This window comes from Lelliottia sp. F153, from assembly GCF_002870005.1.
Taxonomy (GTDB): domain Bacteria; phylum Pseudomonadota; class Gammaproteobacteria; order Enterobacterales; family Enterobacteriaceae; genus Enterobacter; species Enterobacter nimipressuralis.
The window spans coordinates 729,273-746,047 of the sequence record NZ_PKFT01000001.1; the positions used below are offsets into that span (position 1 = coordinate 729,273).

Annotated in this window: 16 protein-coding genes; 9 read left to right on the forward strand and 7 right to left on the reverse strand. The window is 55.5% G+C overall.

Translation table 11 applies throughout. The annotated features are described in order from the left end of the window. Positions 1 to 428 precede the first annotated feature (428 nt). Entirely contained in the window at positions 429 to 1,463 is a 1,035-nt protein-coding gene (locus F153LOC_RS03430) for an AI-2E family transporter (protein ID WP_100780330.1), read from the forward strand. Here the strand turns inward: F153LOC_RS03430 and F153LOC_RS03435 are convergent. From F153LOC_RS03435 to umuD, 3 genes are all read right to left on the reverse strand, one after another. Further along, a complete protein-coding gene (locus F153LOC_RS03435) occupies positions 1,450 to 2,382 on the reverse strand; it encodes a zinc-dependent alcohol dehydrogenase family protein (protein WP_102103602.1) in 933 nt (310 codons plus the stop codon). The two genes, F153LOC_RS03430 and F153LOC_RS03435, sit on opposite strands and share 14 nt — an antisense overlap. Positions 2,383 to 2,443: 61 nt before the next feature. Continuing rightward, positions 2,444 to 3,706, reverse strand: a complete 1,263-nt coding sequence (gene umuC / locus F153LOC_RS03440) for a translesion error-prone DNA polymerase V subunit UmuC (protein WP_100780332.1) — start codon at positions 3,704 to 3,706, stop codon at positions 2,444 to 2,446. Next, positions 3,690 to 4,124, reverse strand: coding sequence for a translesion error-prone DNA polymerase V autoproteolytic subunit (gene umuD, locus F153LOC_RS03445; protein WP_100780333.1), 435 nt, complete (start codon positions 4,122 to 4,124; stop codon positions 3,690 to 3,692). The genes umuC and umuD overlap by 17 nt, the downstream gene beginning before the upstream one ends. A gap of 124 nt (positions 4,125 to 4,248) precedes the next feature. Here umuD and F153LOC_RS03450 point away from each other — a divergent pair, with 124 nt between their 5' ends. After that, on the forward strand, positions 4,249 to 4,545 hold the full coding sequence (locus F153LOC_RS03450; protein ID WP_102103601.1) for a putative quinol monooxygenase: 297 nt from the start codon (positions 4,249 to 4,251) through the stop codon (positions 4,543 to 4,545). Here F153LOC_RS03450 and F153LOC_RS03455 read toward each other — a convergent pair. Beyond that, positions 4,535 to 5,377, reverse strand: a complete 843-nt coding sequence (locus F153LOC_RS03455; RefSeq protein WP_102103600.1) for a hypothetical protein — start codon at positions 5,375 to 5,377, stop codon at positions 4,535 to 4,537. The genes F153LOC_RS03450 and F153LOC_RS03455 overlap by 11 nt on opposite strands. Positions 5,378 to 6,124: 747 nt before the next feature. On the opposite strand from F153LOC_RS03455, the gene F153LOC_RS03465 reads away from it, so the two are divergent. Beyond that, the gene (locus tag F153LOC_RS03465) at positions 6,125 to 6,268 is read left to right on the forward strand and encodes a hypothetical protein (protein WP_228483593.1); all 144 of its coding nucleotides are present in this window, start codon (positions 6,125 to 6,127) and stop codon (positions 6,266 to 6,268) included. Positions 6,269 to 6,301: 33 nt separating this feature from the next. Here F153LOC_RS03465 and F153LOC_RS03470 read toward each other — a convergent pair whose 3' ends face one another. Next, positions 6,302 to 7,168, reverse strand: a complete 867-nt coding sequence (locus tag F153LOC_RS03470) for an aldo/keto reductase family oxidoreductase (protein WP_102103598.1) — start codon at positions 7,166 to 7,168, stop codon at positions 6,302 to 6,304. A 107-nt stretch (positions 7,169 to 7,275) separates the two neighbouring features. On the opposite strand from F153LOC_RS03470, the gene F153LOC_RS03475 reads away from it, so the two are divergent. Next, entirely contained in the window at positions 7,276 to 8,934 is a 1,659-nt protein-coding gene (locus tag F153LOC_RS03475) for a methyl-accepting chemotaxis protein (protein ID WP_102103597.1), read from the forward strand. 5 nt (positions 8,935 to 8,939) lie between these two features. Here the strand turns inward: F153LOC_RS03475 and smrA are convergent, their stop codons facing one another. Together smrA and F153LOC_RS03485 are read right to left on the reverse strand one after the other, a co-directional pair. Continuing rightward, a complete protein-coding gene (smrA, locus tag F153LOC_RS03480) occupies positions 8,940 to 9,503 on the reverse strand; it encodes a DNA endonuclease SmrA (RefSeq protein WP_100780340.1) in 564 nt (187 codons plus the stop codon). Positions 9,504 to 9,837: 334 nt separating this feature from the next. Next, positions 9,838 to 10,758: a LysR family transcriptional regulator gene (locus F153LOC_RS03485; protein WP_102103596.1), complete on the reverse strand. Its 921-nt coding sequence runs from the start codon at positions 10,756 to 10,758 to the stop codon at positions 9,838 to 9,840. A 175-nt stretch (positions 10,759 to 10,933) separates the two neighbouring features. On the opposite strand from F153LOC_RS03485, the gene F153LOC_RS03490 reads away from it, so the two are divergent. The 5 genes from F153LOC_RS03490 to fnr all read left to right on the forward strand — a co-directional run bounded on the left by F153LOC_RS03490 (position 10,934) and on the right by fnr (position 16,718). Next, on the forward strand, positions 10,934 to 12,244 hold the full coding sequence (locus F153LOC_RS03490) for a M20 family metallo-hydrolase (protein WP_102103595.1): 1,311 nt from the start codon (positions 10,934 to 10,936) through the stop codon (positions 12,242 to 12,244). Then, positions 12,244 to 13,689 carry a M20 family metallopeptidase gene (locus F153LOC_RS03495; protein ID WP_102103594.1) on the forward strand — a complete coding sequence of 482 codons (1,446 nt, stop codon included), beginning with the start codon at positions 12,244 to 12,246 and terminating at the stop codon, positions 13,687 to 13,689. The genes F153LOC_RS03490 and F153LOC_RS03495 overlap by 1 nt, the downstream gene beginning before the upstream one ends. A 42-nt stretch (positions 13,690 to 13,731) precedes the next feature. Then, on the forward strand, positions 13,732 to 15,258 hold the full coding sequence (abgT, locus tag F153LOC_RS03500) for a p-aminobenzoyl-glutamate transporter (RefSeq protein ID WP_102103593.1): 1,527 nt from the start codon (positions 13,732 to 13,734) through the stop codon (positions 15,256 to 15,258). 10 nt (positions 15,259 to 15,268) lie between these two features. Next, on the forward strand, positions 15,269 to 15,781 hold the full coding sequence (gene ogt / locus F153LOC_RS03505; protein WP_100780345.1) for a methylated-DNA--[protein]-cysteine S-methyltransferase: 513 nt from the start codon (positions 15,269 to 15,271) through the stop codon (positions 15,779 to 15,781). A gap of 184 nt (positions 15,782 to 15,965) precedes the next feature. Next, positions 15,966 to 16,718: a fumarate/nitrate reduction transcriptional regulator Fnr gene (gene fnr, locus F153LOC_RS03510; RefSeq protein ID WP_014070017.1), complete on the forward strand. Its 753-nt coding sequence runs from the start codon at positions 15,966 to 15,968 to the stop codon at positions 16,716 to 16,718. The last annotated feature ends 57 nt before the right edge of the window (positions 16,719 to 16,775 follow it).

Sequence of the window (16,775 nt, forward strand, 5' to 3'; positions counted from 1 at the left end):
TACTTCTCCTGCATGAGAATATAAATCACTGCAGCTTGTCGAAAACGACAAACCCAAAAATATGAAATAAATCAGATAGCCAGACGCATGGCGTCAGCTCAGGCAGAAGACGGGACTATAGCGCGTTGCGCCAGTGTTGCTCACCGGACAGCAGGCAGAGGGAGGTGGAAAATACAGCGGTGTTATTTGAAAAGTACGTCCTGAACAGATTGTCCATAATATTACAATTATCCGCGGTATTGCTTCTCGTCATTGCGGATGAAAATTGTCCTCGGTAGTTAAACACGCCTGATTTGTACCATAAGCTAAGGATTTACTCAAAACATTTTCAATTCTTTACCCTGCCCGTTTTATTTTCGTTCGCATATAAAATGCGCGTTGCCGTTATTATCATTATTATAAATAAAAAGCGTCACGCGGGAACTCACATGGCTAAGCCCATCATTACACTGAACGGACTGAAAATTGTCATCATGCTCGGCATGCTGGTGATCATTCTTGCGGGGGTACGTTTTGCCGCCGACATCATTGTGCCCTTTATTCTGGCACTGTTTATCGCCGTGATCCTCAACCCGTTGGTGCAGCGTATGGTGCGCCTGCGCGTCCCGCGGGTGCTGGCGATTACGTTGCTTATCACGGTGATTATTCTGGCCATGGTGCTGCTGGTGGCGTATCTGGGCACCTCCCTGAACGAGCTGGCGCGCACTTTGCCGCAGTACCGTTCCTCGCTGGTCGTGCCGTTACAGCATCTCGAACCCTGGCTGCAGCGCGCCGGGATTGAAGTCTCCGTGGAAGAGTTACTGAAGTACATCGACCCCAATGCCGCCATGACGCTGGTGACGGCGCTGCTGTCACAGCTTTCGAGCGCGATGACCTCGATTTTCCTGCTACTGCTGACGGTGGTGTTTATGCTGATTGAAGTGCCGCAGCTGCCCGTGAAGTTGCAGCAGATGATGTCTCGCCCGGTTGAGGGGATGGAGGCGATTCAGCGGGCGCTGGACAGTGTTTCGCGCTACCTGGTGCTGAAAACGGCCATCAGTATTGTGACGGGTCTGGTGGCGTGGGCCATGCTTGCCGCGCTGGACGTGCGCTTCGCGTTTGTCTGGGGGCTGCTGGCCTTTGCGCTCAACTATATTCCCAACATTGGCTCGGTGCTGGCCGCCATCCCCCCTATCGCTCAGGTGCTGGTATTTAGCGGACTGTACGATGCCCTGATCGTGCTGGCGGGATACCTGGTGATAAATCTGGTGTTCGGCAATATTCTCGAACCGCGCATGATGGGGCGTGGGCTGGGGCTGTCCACGCTGGTGGTCTTTTTATCGTTGATCTTCTGGGGCTGGCTGCTCGGCCCGGTCGGGATGCTGCTCTCCGTGCCGCTGACCATTATCGTGAAGATTGCCCTCGAGCAGACGGTGGGCGGCCAGAGTATTGCCGTGTTGCTGAGCGACGTCAGCCATCGCTGATCGCAAACACCGGCTTCGCGATCCTGCCCGCCTCGCGGTAATACGTCAGCGCCGGACGCCACTCTGTAAGGGAAAACAGCGTGGCGTCCCCGCCGTGGCTGGCCTGCAGTTTTGGCCAGATTTCACGAAACTCCCCCTGCCACTCGGCCACGCTCATTCCCGCCAGATAATTACGAATATGAAACCAGCGCACCTGCGGCTGTTGCCGGAACAGCTTCCCGGACAGCAGACCGTAGCTGACAAACACGCCTGCCGCAGGCAGCGAATTCAGGATCTGCTCGGCCACCTCGCCACCCGTGGCGTCGAAGACAATATCCGTCTCTTTGGCGATGGCGTGGATCGCCGCCGTGTCATGGTGTGATATTGGCGTGATCCCCCGCGCTGCCAGCCGGTCGGCGTGAACCGCTGAACGATGAATGCCGTACACGGATTCGGCCCCCGCCTGAAGCGCCCACTGTCCCAGCAGGAGCGCACAGTCCGATCCGGCGGCCGTCAGCAGCACGCGTTTTCCCCGTGGCGGAGAATGTTTTAACATCAGCTGCGCGGCCAGCGGGTTAATGTACGCGCGCGCGGCAAGCACGGAATCGATAAACTCGGGCACAGGAACCGCCAGATCCGCCGGGCAATCCACCACCTGCTGCCAGGTTCCCTGTCCGCGCAGCGGCAGCACCCGTTTACCGGTCCAGCCGGGCGGCCCGTCAATCACCACCCCAACCCCCTCGTAACCCGCAATGGCAGGCAGCGGCGTGCGATGGCGATAAGCCCCGGTGATGGGGATCAGATCTGAGGCGTTGACCGGCGCGAACAGCATCTGCACCCGTAACTGGCCGGGAGCCAGCGGCCCGCAGCGGGAGGTTTCCAGTTGCAGCACCGATTCCGGCTCACCAAAACGGCGGTACATTAGCGCAACGTTGTTCATCAGCGGCCCCAAGCAGAGTTAAACCGCACGAGTTTACTGTCTCGCGCGACGAGGGAAACGACTATTTTGCCACAGGCAAATCGGCGTAGCGTGTCGTATACCCCGGCGACAGCATTTCGCGTTTCATCGCCCAGCTTTTCTGGCTGCCCTGACCGGCAAACCAGACCGTTCCGCGCCCGGAGAGATTGAGCCGATCGATAGTCTGCATCAGCGCCTGGCTGTTGTTTCGCGGCTGGTATTCATCAAACAAATTCAGCTGCGCGACCCCCTGGCTGAAAAAATCGCTCAGCATCACCCCCGCTTTCATATAGCGAAAACCGTCCTGCCAGATCCGCTCCAGCGCATGGCTGGCGACGCGGATGATATCGCGCGTGTCGTTCGACGGGATCGCCAGACGACCGCTGGCCTGAGGGCCATAAAACACTTCATTTTCCGCGTGCGGGCTGGTGCGCATAAACACGCTGATCACGCAGCAGAACTGCTTTTCTGCCCGCAACTTCTCGGCGGCACGTTCCGCGTAAGCGCACACCGCCTGCTGCATCTCGCGGTACTCCGTAATGCGGTGCCCAAAGGAGCGGCTACAGATGATCTGCTGTTTCGCTGGCGCGAATTCATCGATCTCCAGACAAGGCTCGCCGCGCAACTCACGCACCGTGCGCTCCAGTACCACATTGAAATGTTTACGGATCACCCAGGTTGAGCACTCCGCCAGCTGCAGCGCGTTTTCAATGCCCATCTGATTGAGTTTTTTGCCGATGCGCCGCCCCACGCCCCACACTTCGCCCACCGGCACCAGCGCGAGCAGCTTTTGCTGACGATCCGGATCGGACAGATCCACCACGCCATCGGTCTTACGCCAGGTTTTGGCCGCAAAGTTGGCCAGCTTGGCGAGGGTTTTGGTCGGCGCGATACCGACGCCAACGGTCAGCCCGGTATTTTTCAGGATCTGCTCGCGGATCTGACGGCCAAACGTCTCAAGCGCGATGCAGTTTGCCACGCCGGAGACATTAATAAAGGCCTCATCGATGGAATACACTTCAATCGCAGGCGCCATCTCCGCCAGGATCGTCATCACGCGATGGCTCAGGTCTGCATACAGGGCGTAGTTGGAGCTAAACACCGCCACTTTTTGCCGCCGCAGTTCGTCTTTGATCTTGAAGTAAGGCGCACCCATCTTGATGCCAAGCTTTTTGGCTTCTGCCGAGCGGGAAATAATGCATCCGTCGTTGTTGGACACCACCACCACCGGTTTGCCCTGCAGATCGGGGCGAAACACCGTCTCACAGGAGGTGTAGAAGCTGTTGACGTCAACGAGCGCGAACATGTTTGTGCGATTTCACGGTGTGCGTTACCACGCCAAAGAGCTGCAGCTCGTCCTCTGACTGGAAAACGATGGGAGAATAGTGCTTGTTGTGCGGCAGCAGATGGAGGTACGGGCGGGTGCGCAGCTCTTTCACGGTGAACTCCCCCGCAATCGCCGCCACCACAATATCGCCATGTTCCGCCGTTAACGATCGGTCGATCACCAGCAGATCCCCGTCGCCAATCCCTGCGCCGATCATGGAATCCCCGCTCACTTTCACGAAATAGGTCGCACTGGGATGTGCGATGAGCAGTTTGTTCAGATCGAGACGATCTTCGACATAATCCTGCGCCGGACTGGGAAACCCGCACGGGACGCGCTCCAGAAAAAGCGGTAATTCGATGATTTCTTTATGTTCACATGAAAAAACAGGATTCATGATAGCCAACCCAATAATAACTGTATATAAATACAGTATTATGCATTTAGCGATCAGATCAAGTCGATTCTGGCCCGCGAAAATGAAGCCGTTGAAGTCACACGGAATTTAAAAAGGAGAGATCATGCTGAAAGTCATCGCGGAAGATTTTATTAAACCGGAAGCCATTGAGACCGTACTCCCGCTCTACCGCGCGCTGGTGGAGGCCACCAAACGGGAGCCGCTGTGCATTGCCTACGATTTATATGTGGACGAGAAAGATGCCGGGCATTTCGTTTTTATCGAAGAGTGGCCGGATCGCGCCGCGCTGGATGCGCATTGCGCGAGCGAACACTTCAGACGGCTGGTGCCGATGATTAACCAGCACCAGCGAAAAGCGCCAACCTTTATTCTGATGGGCGGTTTCAGCCCTACAGTTTAAACGTGAAGTCAGCGATATACCGCTCGCCGCCTTCGGCAATCGCCTTCGACAGCTTCTTGTAATAACGCTCAACGCCGTAGGCTTCGATGTGCTGGATTTGAGCGCGAACCGGTGCGCAAAACAGCTCGGCATTACCGGCCCCCACTCTTTTGCTGTTGGGCGGCAGCTCGGACGAAATCGCTTTAAACCAGGTGCGCACGGCGCTCTTCAGCGTGGCGGGCACTTTGGCGACGTCGTCGATGCCCGTCAGCACCTGCACCGTGGGAAACTGGTTGGCCTCGACCGCTTTTTTGAGTCGGTTAAAAAACTGGCTGAATAATTCAAACGAGCTTAAATCAGAAATCTTCTGTTTCGTGGATCCACGGGTTTTGCTGGCCACTTTCGCACCGCTTCTCCCGCGTTGAGGGCTTTCTTCGAGTTGCAAATCAAACAGCAGATTGCAATGCTCCCGACGTTTTTTCACATCGGAGAACATTTCCAGAAACGTAGAGATAAACTGCGGCGTCATCAGATCGTGAAGCTCATGGTTCACCAGCCACTGGGAGCGCGCAAACGCGCCAGGTGTAATGAACCAGTCCGGTGTGTCGGTGAAGCGCCTTGACCGACCTTTGCTGTCAAATTCGACGAACTCTGCCCCGTTCGCAAAGGCGAAACGGCAGTTCTTCAGACTGATGATAGTGTGGTTCATGATCAACGCATCTTTGATAAATCTGGCCACCACCGCACTCATCACAAAGGCGGTGTGCTTATCATCACGGATGACATACTTCAGATCTTCGACAGACTTTACGCCGGGTTCAAGATTATCGAATTCCAAGAAAAGGTGGTACATGCCGATGACTTCCTGATAGCGCCAATCCGCAAAGGATAACACAGATTAATAATGGGGTTGTTAATTGCCAGTATCCCTTTGCAGACACAACACATACTTCACTTACACTACAATAAAAAACATAGCACACTAACAGAAATAAAAATCATCACTTCAAATAAAAAGTAGACACTATAAACTCACTAAAATAAGACTTTTTCAGAATTTTATGCTGTTTTTACGCCCGCTCTTGCAACCGTTCTTTGCAGAAATGTTACATCTTCCGCGCCCTCTCTCTGGAGCACTATCGGCGAAAAATGGGACTTTCCGAATTTTAAGTGCATAAAAAAGCATTTTATTGCATAGGTAAAGATCCCACGTTGAGGTGATGTTTAATTGTTTACATCCCTGTAATTCATTGAGCAGATTTATGATTAAGCCAGAAGCTCTCACGCAGGACCTCATCCCGAGAATGGAAGCGTTTACACACTATGCAAAACCGGATGATTATTTTCCGCTGTTTTGCACACTTTCCATACTCAAGCCTTTCCCCTTTCAAATGAAAATCGGCACAAAAACCAGGCGCGTTTTTAACGGATTTAATACAAATTAAACCGCAGTTTCAGAAAGTTGACTTGTAATCACTCTCCACGCATATTTCACAGCACGAATTAACAAGACAACGTTTGGAGGACTTGAGCAATGCCAAGCCGAGATTACCCGGACAAGCGTGTAGCACGCGGTACAGCAAAGGATGCTAACTTAAAAATGTTGAGCGCGAGGATTGAATCCACGCTGGTCGAATATGTCAGAGCCACGGCGTATGAAACGCGGCTGAGTAAGCAGGAAATTATCGCTGAGGCGCTAGAGCTGCACAGAAGAAGCCGAATGACGGAAGCGGCCACGGAATAAAGGCGTGGCCGCCTGTTTACCTGAACAGACGGGTTATTCCGCCAGCGCGTTCAGGGCAGCCAGGGCGTCATCCGGCAGCACCAGATCGCCAGCCGCCAGGTTTTCGCGCAGATGTGCCACCGACGACGTGCCAGGAATCAGCAGGATATTCGGCGAGCGTTTCAGCAGCCATGCCAGTGCAACCTGCATTGGCGTGGCACCCAGTGAATCAGCAACCACTTGAAGGCCGGACGATTGCAGCGGCGTGAATCCCCCCAGCGGGAAGAACGGCACATAGGCAATCCCCTGCTCCGCCAGCTCATCGATCAGCGCATCGTCGCGACGATTAACGATGTTGTAGAGATTCTGCACGCAGACAATCGGCGTGATGCTCTGCGCCTGCGCAATTTGCGTGGCAGTAACATTGCTCAGCCCAATGTGTCGTACCAGCCCCTGACGCTGTAATTCCACAAGCGTAGTTAAAGGTTCTTCAATCGATCCCTCTGCAGGGCCGTGAGCGCTAAACATGATGCGTAAATTCACCACATCCAGCACGTCCAGCTGCAGGTTTCGCAGGTTATCGTGCACCGCCTGCGTTAGCTCCTGAGCCGAAAAGGCCGGCAGCCAGGAGGCGTCAGTTCCGCGACGGGCGCCAATTTTCGTTACCAGCGTCAGATCGTCACGGTACGGATGCAGTGCTTCCCGAATCAGCTGATTGGTCACATGCGGGCCGTAGAAATCACTGGTATCAATATGATTCACCCCTGCCGCCACCGCTTCACGCAGCACTGCCAGCGCAGCCGCTTTGTCTTTTGGCGGACCAAATACACCGGGGCCTGCAAGCTGCATCGCGCCATAGCCGAGTCGGTTAACCGCGCGAGTCCCTAACGTATAACTGCCACTTTTCTCAATACGGGTCATATGCGTCTACCTGTCTGACTGCCAATTAAGCAGTAGTAAAATTAAAGTTTAGCCCTACTACGTCGATAACAATGATGCAACTTCTGCACATCAAATGGGCTTCCGTCATGCTGAAAAATCTGCACGTTATTACCGGGATTGTCTTTGCTCTCACTATATTCTGCCTGTTGCAAGTCGTCACGGGGGGATTGTTTTATTCCGCTGTCAGCAATGACCGTCATAACTTCCAGAACTCAGGCAACCTGAATGCACAGCAGGAGAGCCTGAGCGACAGCGTCAACACGCTGGTCAAAACCCGCGTCACGGTCACGCGCGTCGCCATTCGTTACCTCAAAAATCAGCGCGACCCGGCCTCTCTGGCGGCGATCAATAAGCTGCTCGGTAACGCCAGCGATTCCCTGACCAAAGCGGAAAACTACTACAGCGCCTGGCAGGCCATGCCTCCGGTGAAGGGCCAGCGTCCGGAACTCACGGCTGAAATGCAAAAAGCGTACATCCAAATGCATGAGGTGATGCGCCTGTCGATTGAGTATCTGCGCGCGGATAACTATCAGGCGTATGGCGATCTCGACGCGCAGCAGGCGCAGGATGGAATGGAAGCCGTCTACACCCAATGGCGGGCGGAAAACAACACCCTGCTGAAAGCGGCGGCCAAAGAGAACCAGAACAGCTTTACCCATATGCAGTGGACGCTGGGCACCATTTTCCTGGTGGTAGTGGCGGTACTGATTGTGTTCTGGCAGGGATTGCAGCACCTGCTGCTGAAACCTCTGCGCAGCGTGATGAATCATATCCGCACCATCGCCAGCGGCGATTTAACACAAGCTATTTCCATCGACAGCCGCAACGAGATGGGCCAGCTGGCGGCCGGGCTGCATGAGATGCAGACGTCGCTGGTTACGACCGTCAGCGCGGTGCGCGGCAGTACCGATTCTATCTACACCGGCGCGGGCGAAATCGCCGCGGGCAGCAATGATCTCTCCGCCCGTACCGAGCAGCAGGCCTCTTCGCTGGAAGAGACGGCGGCGAGTATGGAAGAGCTGACGGCCACGGTAAAACAGAACTCTGACAACGCGCGCCAGGCGACTCTGCTCGCGAAAAACGCGTCGGAAACGGCGGATCGCGGCGGGCGTGTGGTGGATAACGTAATCCGCACGATGACCGAAATTGCCGACAGCTCCCAGCAAATTGCGCACATTACCAGCGTGATCGACAGCATCGCCTTCCAGACGAATATTCTGGCGCTGAACGCCGCGGTGGAAGCGGCGCGAGCCGGTGAACAAGGGCGCGGATTTGCCGTGGTCGCCGGGGAAGTTCGCACCCTGGCGAGCCGCAGCGCACAGGCGGCGAAGGAGATCAAAGCGCTAATCGAAAATTCCGTCAGCCGGGTGAATACCGGCTCCGGTCAGGTGAGTGAAGCCGGGGAAACCATGAAAGAGATCGTCGCAGCCGTCACCCGCGTAACCGATATTATGGGTGAAATCGCGTCGGCGTCCGATGAACAGAGTCGCGGTATTGAGCAGGTGAGTCTGGCGGTTTCGCAGATGGATAGCGTGACGCAGCAAAACGCCGCGCTGGTGCAGGAGTCCGCTACGGCGGCAGCGGCGCTGGAGGATCAGGCGGAACAGCTGCGCCAGGCCGTCGCCGCATTTCGTCTGAACGTGCAAACGCAGACCATCTCCCCGCGCGCGGCAAACCTGAAAACACCGCAGGTATTGCGCCCGGCGGCAGCCTCCGCCGGGGATGGCAACTGGGAAACCTTTTGATGCACTTAGCGGCTGCGCTTCGCGTGCCGCTCCCGATTCTCCAGCTTAGCGTCGTCCGATTTTTGTAAGGCTACATAGCACGCACCGCTGCCGCCATGATGGGGCAGCGCAACGCAGACGGCCTGCACGGCGTCGAATTCCGCCAGCCAGCGCGCCAGGTAGCTGCGCACGATATTGGCATGCGAGCCCTCTTCCCGGCCCTTGCCGTGGATGATAATCAGATTGCGTAAACTGTCCTGCTGCGCCTGCTGAATAAATGCAAACAGCATCTGACGGCACTGCTCCACCGGCTGGCGTAATAAGTTTAGGCTGGCCTGACGCGGGTATTTACCGGTGCGTAGCTTATCAATGACCCCTCGCTGAACGCCTTCGCGCTGAAACATCAGCGGTTCGGAAAGCGGCAGAACATCGAGGAAGCCGAGGGTGAGGAAATTATCGAGCTGGGTAGTGTCGATACGCTGGCGGGCACGCGGATTGCGGCTCGGCTGCCAGTTAATATCGGTGCTGCGCTTCAGCGGCTGGACATCATCCATGGCGTCAAGAAAAAGCGATTTGTCGTCAGGTTTCATGGTGCTCCTCCCGCTACATCTGAAGGCGTACTATACCTGCGCCCGGCGAGCGTCTCAATATCAGCCGAGCGCCCTGAAAAAATAATAACGCGCAGGTATGTATTAAAAAAGCTAATAGATAATCCTGAAGCCGCCTTAAAATAAATTTAACAGGTGATTAAGTGTACAGTTTAAGTTAAAAATAAGTTAAATCATGCACTCCGATCACTTTATTTTTAGAGGAAAGCTGTTATAACTAAATAAACCTGCAACACGGATAATAAGCGGGACTTGCACAAGGATGCACTGCTGTGTGTACTGTAGGGTCTGTCCGATGTCGGCAGGCTCTATTTTTTTATTTCCCTTCGTTGAACATTATTCCATGGGCGTGTCTTCTGAACTGCGTTATTAATGATGCCGTCAACGGTGTTTGTCGGGAATCACGTCTTTGGATTAAATAATAAGCGGCTTTGGGTAATATTTCTTCAACCGGCAACATCACCAGACGGTGCGCCAGCAGAGGGTCGCAGCCCAGCTCCTGCGGCAAAATGCTCAAAAAATCGCTTTGCGCCACCAGGCTAATACAGGACGAGAATGTTTCACACACTACGCCAATTTGCGGTATTTGTGAGCGATGGCGGAATATGTCTTCAAGTTGTTTGTAATAACTTCCGCGCGGTGTGGGCATCGTCCAGTTATAATTCATAAGCTCACTAATGGATTTTGCGCCAATCGCCGGATGACCTTGCCGACAAAATATGGCGAAGGGTTTTTCGAACAGTTTTTCAAAGGTAAATTCGTGATCGTAAGGACCCTGATAATAGGTATTGATGGTGAAATCCAGCTCTCCCTGGCGTAATTCGTTGATCATCGACACCAGTTGCCCTTCCATAATTCGCACTTTCACCTGCGGGTGCTGCTCGTGAAAACGGGTGATCACCGCAGGCATTAACGTCCGGGCCACGCTGGCTCCCATCCCGATATTGATCTGCCCGCCCTGCAACCCCTGACGCTGGCGAATATCATCCTGCGCGGCGCGCAGTTCTTCGAGGATCAGGTTGGCGTGCTGATAGAAACTCTCGCCGCATTCCGTCAGCGCCACGCCTTTACTGCGCCGCACAAACAGCTGTGCCGCCATCCCCTCTTCCAGCTCTTTGATGGATTTGGTTAACGCCGGTTGCGACAGATTCATCGCCCGGCTGGCACCGCGAATACTGCCCTGACGCGCCACTTCGACGAACGCGCGGATCTGATGAAATTTGACCTGAAATGACATAACCCGACCGATAACCGTTGTTTATCAGAGTAAAGAAATTGTCATCTACTTTAATGGAAATGGATGTGCGAGGGTAATTCCTGAACGGTTAAAACTGTGAAAAATTGGTTAGTGATAAGTAAAAACTATCACAGCGTGAAGCAGTTCACATATTTTCATGATGACAGGAAGAGAGATGGATTCATTGACACAATCCCTTCAAAAATTAATGCCTCAGCTGACAACATGGCGTCGTGATTTTCACCAGTATGCTGAATCCGGCTGGGTGGAGTTTCGCACCGCCGCAAAAGTCGCGGAGATCCTCGATAACCTGGGCTATGCGCTGGCGATGGGCCGTGATGTGGTCGATGCCGACAGCCGAATGGGACTGCCCGACGCGGACACGCTGGCCGCGGAATTTGCCCGCGCCCGCCAGCAGGGCGCGCCAGAGAAATGGCTCAGCGCCTTTGAAGGCGGCTTCACCGGCATTGTCGCCACGCTGAACACCGGTCGTCCCGGACCGACTCTCGCGTTTCGGGTGGACATGGATGCGCTGGATCTCAGCGAAGCCCTCGACGACAGCCATCGCCCGTTCCGCGACGGTTTTGCCTCCTGCAACCCAGGGATGATGCACGCCTGCGGCCACGACGGTCATACCACCATCGGCCTTGGGCTGGCGCATCTGCTGAAGCAGAACGAATCCCGGCTGAACGGCACCCTTAAACTTATCTTCCAGCCCGCTGAGGAAGGCACGCGCGGCGCGCGCGCCATGGTGGCCGCCGGTGCGCTGGATGGCGTCGACTATTTTACCGCGATCCATATCGGCACCGGTGTCCCGACCGGAACCGTTATCTGTGGGAGCGATAATTTTATGGCGACCACCAAATTTGACGTGCGTTTCACAGGCGTTGCTGCCCACGCGGGCGGTAAACCGGAAGATGGCCGCAACGCCCTGCTCGCCGCCGCCCAGGCCGCACTGGCCCTGCACAGCATTGCGCCCCATAGCGAAGGCGCGTCACGCGTTAACGTCGGCGTCATGCAGGCGGGCAGCGGGCGTAACGTCGTTCCCGCCAGCGCGCTGTTAAAAGTGGAAACGCGCGGCGAAAGCGAGGCCATTAATCAGTACGTGTTTGAACGTGCTCAGGCTGTGATCGACGGTGCCGCAGCGCTCTACGGCGTAAAAGCCGAAATGCGCCTGATGGGCGCCGCGACCTCCAGCGCCCCGTCACCGGCATGGGTTGACTATCTGCGCGAACAGGCAAGCCAGGTGCCGGGCGTGCGCCAGGCCATCGACAAAGTGAAGGCCCCGGCGGGATCAGAGGACGCCACGCTGATGATGGCGCGGGTGCAGCAGAATGGCGGGATGGCCTCTTATATGGTGTTTGGCACCGATCTGAGCGCCGGTCATCACAATGAAAAGTTTGATTTTGACGAGCAGGTCATGGCGGTGGCGATTGAAACGCTGGCCCGTACTGCGCTCAATTTTCCGTGGACGCGAGGTGTGTGATGCAGGAGATCTACCGTTTTATTGACGATGCGATTGAAACCCGATGTCAGACCTTCACCGATATCGCGGATGAAATCTGGGATCACCCGGAAACGCGCTTTGAAGAGTTCTGGTCCGCCGAACGTCTGGCGAGCGCGCTGGAAGCCGAAGGTTTTGCCCTGACGCGCGAAGCGGGCGGCATTCCGAATGCCTTTATCGCCAGCTTTGGCAGTGGCAAACCTGTGGTGGCCCTGTTAGGGGAATTTGACGCGCTGGCGGGTTTAAGCCAGACCGCGCACTGCGCCAAGCCGCAATCAGACACACCCGGCGAGAACGGCCACGGCTGTGGTCATAATCTGCTGGGAACGGCGGCGCTGGCAGGCGCGGTAGCCGTGAAAAGCTGGCTGGAAAAACACGGCGGCAGCGGCACGGTGCGTTTTTATGGCTGCCCGGGTGAGGAAGGCGGCTCCGGCAAAACCTTTATGGTGCGCGAGGGGCTGTTTGACGATGTGGATGCCGCCGTGACCTGGCATCCGGAAGCCTTTGCCGGGATGTTTAACGTCAGCACGCTGGCGAATATCCAGGCCTCGTGGCGCTTTCAGGGGATCGCCGCGCATGCCGCGAATTCGCCTCATCTCGGGCGCAGCGCGCTGGATGCCGTTACCCTGATGACCACCGGCACAAACTTCCTCAATGAGCACATCATCGAAAAAGCCCGCGTGCATTACGCCATCACCAACACCGGCGGGATTTCGCCGAACGTGGTGCAGGCTCAGGCCGAGGTGCTGTATCTGATCCGCGCCCCGGAGATGACCGACGCCCAGCAGATCTACGAGCGTATTGAAAAGATCGCGCAGGGCGCAGCGCTGATGACGGAAACCACCGTCGAGCGCCGCTTTGATAAAGCTTGTTCCAGTTATCTGCCGAACCGCACCCTTGAAGCCGCGATGTACAGCGCGTTGCAGCATTACGGTACGCCTGTGTGGACGGAAGAAGAGCGCGAATTTGCCGCTGAAATTCGTAAAACCCTCACGCCAAACGATCTGCAAAACAGCCTGAAAAATATCGCCGCGACGGGCGCAGACGAAGGTAAAGCCTTTGCCCGTCGACATCATGAAACGCTGCTGGTGGATGAGGTCGCGCCCTACGCCATCACCGATAATGTGCTGGCGGGTTCCACTGACGTGGGCGACGTGAGCTGGAAAATGCCGGTGGCGCAGTGCTTCAGCCCCTGCTTTACCGTCGGCACGCCGCTGCACACCTGGCAGCTGGTGGCGCAGGGTCGCACCTCTATTGCCCATAAAGGTATGCTGCTGGCGGGAAAAGTGATGGGCGCTACGGCGCTGAATCTGCTGCAGGACGCGTCGCTTCTGCAATCCTGCCGGAATGAGTTTGAACAACAGATAAAAGAACGACCGTACGAGTGTCCGATCCCACATAACGTGACACCGTCACCTTTAAAATAATAAAACACGCAAACAACAACACAACAGTCCCGAGGAACGCCCATGAGTATGTCTTCCATACCTTCGCATTCCCCATCCGGTAAGGTCTATGGCTGGGTTGAAAGGATCGGCAATAAAGTGCCGCACCCTTTCCTGCTTTTTATCTATTTGATTATGATTCTGATGATCGCCACCGCCGTGCTGTCGGCTTTTGACGTTAGCGTGCGCAGCCCGGCGGATGGCAGCATGGTGGCGGTGAAAAACCTGCTCAGCGTCGAAGGGCTGCACTGGTTTTTGCCGAATGTGATTAAAAACTTCAGCGGTTTTGCGCCGCTGGGGGCGATTCTGGCGCTGGTGCTGGGCGCGGGTCTGGCCGAACGCGTGGGGCTGTTACCGGCGCTGATGGTCAAAATGGCGTCGGTGGTGAACGCACGTTACGCCAGCTATATGGTGCTGTTTATCGCCTTTTTCAGCCACATCTCCTCTGACGCGGCGCTGGTGATTATGCCGCCGATGGGTGCGCTGATTTTCCTCGCCGTGGGCCGTCATCCGGTGGCGGGTTTGCTCGCGGCCATCGCGGGCGTCGGGTGCGGCTTTACCGCCAATCTGCTGATCGTTACCACCGATGTGTTACTCTCGGGGATCAGCACCGAAGCGGCGAAAACCATTGATACCGCCATGCACGTCAGCGTGATCGACAACTGGTACTTTATGGCAAGCTCAGTGATTGTGCTGACGATTGTGGGCGGCCTGATCACCGATAAGATCGTCGAACCGCGTCTGGGTCAATGGGAAGGCAGCCGTGATGAAAAGCTGGAGGCACTGAGCAAGGAACAGCGCCACGGCCTTCGCGTCGCCGGAGTCGTCTCGCTGCTATTTATCGCGGCGATTGCGCTGATGGTGGTGCCTGAAAACGGTGTCCTGCGCGATCCGGTAAAACATACGGTCCTGCCGTCGCCGTTTATTCAGGGCATTGTGCCGCTGATTATTCTGTTCTTCTTTATCGTTTCTCTCGCCTACGGCATTGCCACCGGCAAAATTCGCCGTCAGGGCGATCTGCCCCAGCTGATGATCGAGCCGATGAAAGAGATGGCGGGTTTTATCGTGATGGTGTTCCCGCTGGCGCAGTTTGTGGCGATGTTTAACTGGAGCAACATGGGCAAATTTATGGCCGTTGGCCTGACCGATGCCCTGGAGTCCGCCGGACTGAGCGGCGTACCGGCGTTTGTCGGGCTGGCGCTGCTGTCATCCCTGCTGTGTATGTTTATCGCCAGCGGGTCCGCCATCTGGTCGATTCTGGCGCCGATCTTTGTGCCGATGTTTATGCTGCTCGGCTTTCATCCGGCGTTCGCCCAGATCCTGTTCCGCGTGGCCGATTCGTCGGTAATCCCTCTCGCCCCGGTGTCGCCGTTTGTGCCACTGTTCTTAGGCTTCCTGCAACGCTATAAGCCCGAGGCGAAACTGGGTACCTACTATTCGCTGGTGTTACCGTATCCGCTTATCTTTTTAGGGGTATGGCTGGTGATGTTAATCGCATGGTATCTTGTGGGGCTGCCAATTGGACCGGGGATTTACCCACGGCTTAATTAAGGGACAAAGGATGCTGAGATTACTCGAAGATAAGATTGCCACGCCGCTTGGCCCGCTGTGGATCATTGCCGATGAGCAGTTCAACCTGCGCGCGGTGGAGTGGGAAGAGCATAGCGACCGAATGGTGGAACTGCTGAATATCCACTATCGCGACGGCTATGAGCGCATCAGCGCAACGAACCCTGGCGGGTTGAGCGCGAAAATGGCGGACTACTTCGAGGGCGATCTCGGCATCATTGATACCTTACCGACCGCCACGGCAGGCACGCCTTTCCAGCGCGAAGTGTGGCAGGTGTTGCGCACCATTCCCTGCGGGCAAATTATGCATTACGGTCAGCTTGCCGAACAGTTAGGCCGCGCGGGTGCCGCGCGTGCCGTCGGTGCAGCCAACGGCTCAAACCCGGTCAGCATTGTGGTGCCCTGCCATCGCGTGATTGGCCGTAACGGCACTATGACCGGCTATGCCGGTGGTGTGCAGCGTAAAGAGTGGTTATTGCGCCACGAAGGCTATTTGCTGTTGTAGAAATCCAGGCTTTTAGTGCTTAATTTTCTATGATTTAGGTCATTATTCCACAATCAAACTGTGGAATTTCAAGAAGATGGCGACACAATGTCGCCACTTGCCGCTATTGATGGTTTCCCAGGCTTACGCACACTCCAAAAAGATGTTAAAATTGACCAATATCAATTAAGGCTTGAGCAGACCTATGATCCCGGAAAAGCGAATTATACGACGCATTCAGTCTGGCGGTTGTGCTATCCATTGCCAGGATTGCAGCATTAGCCAGCTCTGTATCCCGTTTACCCTGAATGAGCATGAACTCGATCAGCTTGATAATATCATCGAGCGCAAAAAGCCTATTCAGAAAGGGCAAACGCTGTTTAAAGCGGGAGACGAACTGAAATCGCTCTATGCGATCCGCTCTGGCACCATTAAGAGCTACACCATTACCGAGCAAGGGGATGAGCAGATCACTGGCTTCCATCTGGCGGGCGATTTAGTGGGCTTTGACGCTATCGGCACCGGCCATCACCCGAGCTTCGCTCAGGCGCTGGAAACCTCCATGGTTTGCGAAATCCCGTTTGAAACGCTGGACGATCTGTCAGGCAAAATGCCTAACCTGCGTCAGCAGATGATGCGTCTGATGAGCGGTGAGATCAAAGGCGATCAGGACATGATCCTGCTGCTTTCCAAAAAGAATGCGGAAGAGCGTCTGGCAGCCTTTATCTATAACCTGTCGCGTCGCTTTGCTGAGCGTGGTTTCTCCCCGCGTGAATTCCGTCTCACCATGACCCGTGGCGACATCGGTAACTACCTGGGCCTGACCGTTGAAACCATCAGCCGCCTGCTGGGACGTTTCCAGAAAAGTGGCATGCTGGCGGTGAAAGGCAAATATATCACCATAGAAAACGGTGAAGCACTGGCGGTTCTCGCCGGTCACTCCCGCAACGTCGCTTAAGCCTCGCTTCTCTTCAGCCGGATCGATAAATTTTCGTGATTTATTGATCTGGCAAAA

Excerpts from the sequence above, each read along its gene's own strand:
- F153LOC_RS03435 (WP_102103602.1), bottom strand. The coding sequence starts at position 2,382 with ATGAACAACGTTGCGCTAATGTACCGCCGTTTTGGTGAGCCGGAATCG.
- ogt (WP_100780345.1), top strand. The coding sequence starts at position 15,269 with ATGCTGAGATTACTCGAAGATAAGATTGCCACGCCGCTTGGCCCGCTG.
- smrA (WP_100780340.1), bottom strand. The coding sequence starts at position 9,503 with ATGAAACCTGACGACAAATCGCTTTTTCTTGACGCCATGGATGATGTC.
- F153LOC_RS03465 (WP_228483593.1), top strand. The coding sequence starts at position 6,125 with ATGTTGAGCGCGAGGATTGAATCCACGCTGGTCGAATATGTCAGAGCC.
- F153LOC_RS03430 (WP_100780330.1), top strand. The coding sequence starts at position 429 with ATGGCTAAGCCCATCATTACACTGAACGGACTGAAAATTGTCATCATG.
- abgT (WP_102103593.1), top strand. The coding sequence starts at position 13,732 with ATGAGTATGTCTTCCATACCTTCGCATTCCCCATCCGGTAAGGTCTAT.
- F153LOC_RS03490 (WP_102103595.1), top strand. The coding sequence starts at position 10,934 with ATGGATTCATTGACACAATCCCTTCAAAAATTAATGCCTCAGCTGACA.
- F153LOC_RS03495 (WP_102103594.1), top strand. The coding sequence starts at position 12,244 with ATGCAGGAGATCTACCGTTTTATTGACGATGCGATTGAAACCCGATGT.
- F153LOC_RS03475 (WP_102103597.1), top strand. The coding sequence starts at position 7,276 with ATGCTGAAAAATCTGCACGTTATTACCGGGATTGTCTTTGCTCTCACT.
- F153LOC_RS03485 (WP_102103596.1), bottom strand. The coding sequence starts at position 10,758 with ATGTCATTTCAGGTCAAATTTCATCAGATCCGCGCGTTCGTCGAAGTG.
- F153LOC_RS03470 (WP_102103598.1), bottom strand. The coding sequence starts at position 7,168 with ATGACCCGTATTGAGAAAAGTGGCAGTTATACGTTAGGGACTCGCGCG.
- F153LOC_RS03455 (WP_102103600.1), bottom strand. The coding sequence starts at position 5,377 with ATGTACCACCTTTTCTTGGAATTCGATAATCTTGAACCCGGCGTAAAG.
- F153LOC_RS03450 (WP_102103601.1), top strand. The coding sequence starts at position 4,249 with ATGCTGAAAGTCATCGCGGAAGATTTTATTAAACCGGAAGCCATTGAG.
- fnr (WP_014070017.1), top strand. The coding sequence starts at position 15,966 with ATGATCCCGGAAAAGCGAATTATACGACGCATTCAGTCTGGCGGTTGT.
- umuD (WP_100780333.1), bottom strand. The coding sequence starts at position 4,124 with ATGAATCCTGTTTTTTCATGTGAACATAAAGAAATCATCGAATTACCG.
- umuC (WP_100780332.1), bottom strand. The coding sequence starts at position 3,706 with ATGTTCGCGCTCGTTGACGTCAACAGCTTCTACACCTCCTGTGAGACG.